Here is a 5112-nt window from a genome sequence, read left to right as displayed (position 1 = left end):
TATTCTTTGCAGTCGCAGTTTATGTCGAGCGTGGCGGCGGGAGGCGCAGGTTTCCTTCGGTTTTCCATGATTTCACTCCAGATAATTGCCTGACAAGGTTGAATGCTGGGGCCGTTAGGATTGTCGGCACCGCTGGAATGGTGCAGGTTGTAGAAAATCCCCGAGGCAGTCGTTCGTCGCTTTCAATCGAGGTCCCGATGCAAGGCTGTCCGCCATGGAGATCTGCCATGCCGAACAAACTGCCCAAGCGCCCCATTATCGTTTTTCTCGCAGGGATTTTTCTGGGCTTGCCCGGCGTCGCAGGCGCAGTGACATTGACGTCATTAAAAGGCATGGATCTCGAAGGAAGCTATGGCTCGTATGCGCCGCGTGGCGATTGCTCTCGAGGGGCGAGCCTTGAGATCAACGAAACCGGCTTTACTTTCAAAGCGTCTGGTCAGACTGTAAAAAGCACCCGGTTTGAGTACGCGGCTTCGTTTCTTGGCCCGACCTATGAAGGCGTTAGCGCGGTCTTTTTTCCTTTTCCTGTCAATGCCAACGATTTCGGACGCGTGATCTTGACGGTCAATGACGACGAAAAGCGAGGCGTAGTCCGCCTTGAAGCAGACGTCGCGCCTGGACAGCGCCTGGATCCGTTCAAGTCAGCGCTCGTGTCGCAATCCCCACTGCTCTTGTGCAAGGGGTCTGGGCCGGCATCTGCTGCTTCAAAAGCACCTCTGCAAGCAAGGCCAGTCTTGGGAAAACCGACGCCGCTAGCCTGGACCAATCTTGCGAGTTCCATAGGAAAATTCCAAAGTGATTCCGATCCCAACGGAATAGATCTTTTGACAAGTGGTCCGATAGCTGACGCGATACGTTCGCGTTTGGGCCGCAAAATAGACCTGCTGGCCAGCAATCTTTCGGCGATATCCGGTCTCCAACGACAAGGATCTCTCTATTGGGTTACGGGAAATGCGCCGCATCAAGGCGGTGTAGAGCAAGCCTATGTTTTGCTTGATGCAAATCGCCGTGCTGTTCAAATTGGCCTTTGGGAAAAGGGAAAGTTGACGGTCTATGCGCCTCAAGGAGGCCGCTTGCCCGTGCCCCAGGACATTGCTCGCCTGCTTATGGACAGCCCACCTGAGGACGCAGTGCCGCTGCCTGGGACTGCTTGGGAGGTCGTGCCGGTCCAAGGTCGCGCCCCAATGGCCTATGTCGATGTAGCTGCTTCGCCAAACATCAAGTCGTTTAGCCTGTTTTGTGAAGGCAACCGCCCCATGATGGCCATGCTCCTTAACAAGCCCGCGACGGTGCCGCGCGTTACGGTTACATGGAATTTTGCTGGTCGATTAATTGACATTCCGACCGGCCGCGCGAACGCTCAGAGCACGTTTTGGCAGGCCAACCTCACTGGTTCCCAACTCATTCCGATGCTTCTCCGTCAAAACGGTTCGGTTATGCTACGCATCAACGGCCGCCTCGAAGGCGAAGCTTTGTTGGCGGGAGCGCCACTGGCGCTTCGAACTGCGATGCGGACCTGTGTCAAATTTTGACATGACCTCCTGCACGTATTTCCTGAAGCATTGATAGTAGATCGTCGCTTTGCGGCTTGAAGCGCCCGGGCCTGATGGCGGGTGCGCCGTGAGCCGCGAGGATTTGCAGCTTCTCCTCGGGATCGGCGCGCAAATAGGTCTCGGTGCTCTGGATGCTGGCGTGGCCGAGCCACAATGCAACCTTGCGAATGTCCCCGGTCGCCGCGAGCGTGTGCATCGCACAGGAATGCCGCAGCACGTGCGGCGTAACCCGCTTGCCAAGGATCGACGGCTGCTTCGTTGCCGCGGTCTTGACGTGCTCGGCCAAACGGAACGCAAATCCGTCGCGGGTCATGGGCTGCCCGTTGGCATTGAGGAATATCTCGGCAGCTTGCGCGTCGGGCCGTATCGCAAGCCACGCGCGCAATACGAACTGGGTCTCTTTCCAGAGCGGCAGGACCCGTTCACGCCGACCCTTGCCCATGATGTGCACGGTGGACAGGGAGCGGTCCGGGAAATCGCGCAGCTGCAGCGTTACGAGTTCCGACACTCTCAGCCCGCCGGCATAGGCCAGATGCAGCATCGCGCGATCGCGGGTGCCAAGGCGTGTCCGGGGATCCGGGGCATCGAGCAAAGCCTTGATCTCGGCCCGGTCGAGGTAGTCGATCAGCGCCTTGTCGGTCTTCTTGGTCGGGATCGATCTGACGCGGAGGGCCAGATCCAGGCAGGCCGGAATCCGATACTCGATGTACCGGAAGAAGGACCGGATCGCGGCGAGCCTGCCATTGCGGGTCCGCACACAGCTGCCGCGCCCGGTCTCGACATGGTCCAGGAAAGCCATGATCATGTCGGGGCCGAGATCCTCGATCTCAAGATCGGTCGGCCGACGCTTCAGCCGATCGGCAGCGAACTGAACGAGGAGGACGAAGCAGTTGGCATAAGTCTTCACTGTGTGCGGGCTGACAGCACGTTCGCGTGGCAGATGCTCACGCAGGTATGCCGAGAGATGCGGAGCGAGCGCCGTCATGCCGCCTCTCCCCGGTAAAGCTGCTCGCTCGCAGCCGCAATGTCGCGCAGCAGCACCGGAGTGGCCTCGAGATACCAGTACGTGTTGGCGACCGACGCGTGCCCCAGATAGACACTGAGACCGGCCATGTGGTGAGCGATGGCCTCCCTGTCAGGTGGGCAGGACTCAAGGGAACGGACAGCGAAGGTGTGCCGCAGATCGTGGAGTCGCATGCCCGCCGTACCGGTTGGTCCACGATATCCGAGCTGCCGGGCCAATCTGACGAACACGACGTGGGCGCGCACCTTGTGCGGTGCCCGTCCCCGGATAGTGACGAACAGGTCGTTGCCCCTGGCCGCGTGCTTCTCGCGGAGGGCGAGATAGGCTTCGAGTGCTTGGCGCGTCGATGGCTGCAAGGCAATCAGCCGCTGCTTGCCAAACTTGCCGTTGCGGACGATCAGGCCATCCTCGACCAGATCTTTGCATTGTAATGCGAGGGCCTCGGAAATCCGGAGACCTGTCGCCGCCAGCAGCCCGAACAGGTAATGGTACGTGTGTGGGCTGATCGTGCCTTGGGGTGGAACGTCCAATGCAGCAGTCATGATCGCCCGCACCTGGTCCGGCTCAATGATGGTCGGCGTCGGGCGTGGCCGCTTGCCCCGACCGAAGACGCCGGCAGGCGGAACTTCGTGGCCTGAATCTTCGGCGTGAGCGAAAAGGCTGAAGTTACGTGCGGTGTCGAACCTCCGGCGGGCCACATATTGTGAGCTCGACGTATGGCACCAGTCGTAGATGCGCTGGACCTGAGTGTGCCGATCGCCGAAACCCCCGGCGTAGGCGGCGTACAGGCGCAGCATGCGTTCCTGTTCAGAGAACTTCAGCCCGAGGCTGCGATGCAGCGCCACGTATCTGGAAATGTGGATGTTCAGCATGACTGTTCTCCCGGCCAGGGCTGCGCGATCTTCATGAGCATCGGCAGATCGACCTTGGCGTAGATGGCAGTGGTCTCGGGCGAGCTGTGACGCAGGATGGTCCCGACGGACTCCAGGCCTGCGCCCGCGCGCAGCAGGTTGGTGGCAAGCGAATGCCGGAATATGTGCGACCCGGTCGGCACTCCTTCGATCCCACCGCGGTCGCGCGTACGAGCGACGATGCCCGCTATCTCAGCGGACGAGCGGAATGGCCGAAACGGTGCTTGTGCACGCAGGAACAGATGCTCTTCGGCGGCCTTCGGGCGGGCTGCCGCAAGATATGCCAGGATCGCGTCGCCAACATCCTGCGGCAATGGCAGGCGGTCCGGTCGACGCGTCTTGCCCTTGACCGTCAGGTGGCCGGATCGCCAGTCGATGTCGTCGAGACGCATGTTCTGAATATCGGCAGCCCGCAGGCCGAGCCTGGCGAGCAGGAGAATGATGGCCTTGTCCCGGACTTCCACCGGACGATCTGTCGGACAGGCCGCAATGATCCTCTCGATCGTTGCCGGGTCGACGTGGCGCGGCAGCGTCGAAAGGCGGTAGCGCTGTACTGATGGAACTGCATGCAACAATGCCGGCCGGCACTCGCCACGCACGACCAGAAACCGGATGTAGCTCCTCATTATCGTGACGAGCAGCGATGCCGACCCCGGCGTCTCCTTGCTTCGTCGTTGGAATGCGCTCCTGAGTCCGGCGGCATCCCATTGCGAAGGCTCGCCCAGCATTGGCATGAGCCGTCTGATATCGGTCCGGTAGCGCCGGATCGTCTCGTCCGTGGCGCCGCGGTGTTGCTTGAGCCATGCCAAGTAAGCCGACATGTGCGGGTCATCGTCCGCCACCGGTTCAACCAATGGGATGGCGCCCCGGCCTCGCAGGAACTCGACGAAGTGCCGTGCGCATCGCCGCCGCCGCTTGGTGCCCGTTGCGACCAACTTGCCCCGCTTGCGCCAGACCGGGCATCGGCAATCATGCGCTGCATAGTGGTCGATGATCGTGTCATCGATATCGATCCATTGGCGCCGCGCCATGCGAAGCCAGGCCACGAAATGCTCGGCCTCGGACCGATAGGCCTGTGCCGGTCCCTCGGCAAGTTGCAGGCGATCGATCGCATCGGAATAGTCGGCGAGGTGCCGTGGCAGATCGTCGATCCCGTCGTCGACTTCGACGTAGCCTTGATCTTCCAGGAACCGGACGAAGCGCCTGACCCTTGCTGCTTGGTCAGCCTTGTAGTGCGCTTGCTGCGCCGAATACCGGTGGCACCGGCACCCATGCTTTTCGAACCGCCGGACAGCCCGATCGTCAATCGTGCGGATGGCGATCCTATGCAGGCCCAGCCAATGCAGGAAATGGCGGACCGCCGCGCCATACAGAACCGCACAGCCTGACTTCTCGTCGAGCGACTGAGAGGAGAGGAATGTGGTGAGAAGGGTGCCGTGACTGGGCGGGTCTTCGACCCGGAGCGGGGCCGCTCGAAACGGCAATGATGATCTTGATCGCATGTTGGTTCCTTCGACTTGTTGAGGTCGAGGGAACCGTAATTATCTGGAGTGAAATCATGGAAAACCGAAGGAAACCTGCGCCTCCCGCCACCACGCTCGACATAAACTGCGACTGCAAAGAA

4 protein-coding genes are annotated in these 5112 nt (G+C 60.7%); 1 reads left to right on the top strand and 3 read right to left on the bottom strand.

Annotated elements, in window-relative coordinates; translation table 11 throughout:
• The coding region (locus tag GGQ88_RS20890; protein ID WP_183615335.1) for a hypothetical protein at window positions 1-1532 on the top strand (1532 nt) is incomplete at its 5' end.
• On the opposite strand, the gene GGQ88_RS20885 is transcribed toward GGQ88_RS20890, so the two are convergent.
• Genes GGQ88_RS20885 through GGQ88_RS20875 form a run of 3 tightly spaced genes read right to left on the bottom strand, consistent with a single transcriptional unit; the run spans window position 1522 to window position 4990 of the window.
• Entirely contained in the window at window positions 1522-2538 is a 1017-nt protein-coding gene (locus GGQ88_RS20885; RefSeq protein ID WP_019053426.1) for a tyrosine-type recombinase/integrase, read from the bottom strand. The genes GGQ88_RS20890 and GGQ88_RS20885 overlap by 11 nt on opposite strands.
• Window positions 2535-3449 carry a tyrosine-type recombinase/integrase gene (locus GGQ88_RS20880; RefSeq protein ID WP_019053427.1) on the bottom strand — a complete coding sequence of 305 codons (915 nt, stop codon included), beginning with the start codon at window positions 3447-3449 and terminating at the stop codon, window positions 2535-2537. Before GGQ88_RS20880 ends, GGQ88_RS20885 begins: the two co-directional genes overlap by 4 nt.
• Window positions 3443-4990, bottom strand: a complete 1548-nt coding sequence (locus tag GGQ88_RS20875; RefSeq protein WP_026149763.1) for a tyrosine-type recombinase/integrase — start codon at window positions 4988-4990, stop codon at window positions 3443-3445. Before GGQ88_RS20875 ends, GGQ88_RS20880 begins: the two co-directional genes overlap by 7 nt.
• Window positions 4991-5112: the final 122 nt, after the last annotated feature.

It is taken from the genome of Novosphingobium hassiacum (genome assembly GCF_014196055.1).
Taxonomy (GTDB): Bacteria; Pseudomonadota; Alphaproteobacteria; order Sphingomonadales; family Sphingomonadaceae; genus Novosphingobium; species Novosphingobium hassiacum.
The sequence above is the reverse complement of the archived record's forward strand: the minus strand, read 5'-3'. Positions and strand labels throughout refer to the sequence as shown.

What these genes read in the sequence shown, in the direction of transcription:
- GGQ88_RS20875 (WP_026149763.1), bottom strand. Translation starts at nt 4,990, where the DNA reads ATGCGATCAAGATCATCATTGCCGTTTCGAGCGGCCCCGCTCCGGGTC.
- GGQ88_RS20885 (WP_019053426.1), bottom strand. Translation starts at nt 2,538, where the DNA reads ATGACGGCGCTCGCTCCGCATCTCTCGGCATACCTGCGTGAGCATCTG.
- GGQ88_RS20880 (WP_019053427.1), bottom strand. Translation starts at nt 3,449, where the DNA reads ATGCTGAACATCCACATTTCCAGATACGTGGCGCTGCATCGCAGCCTC.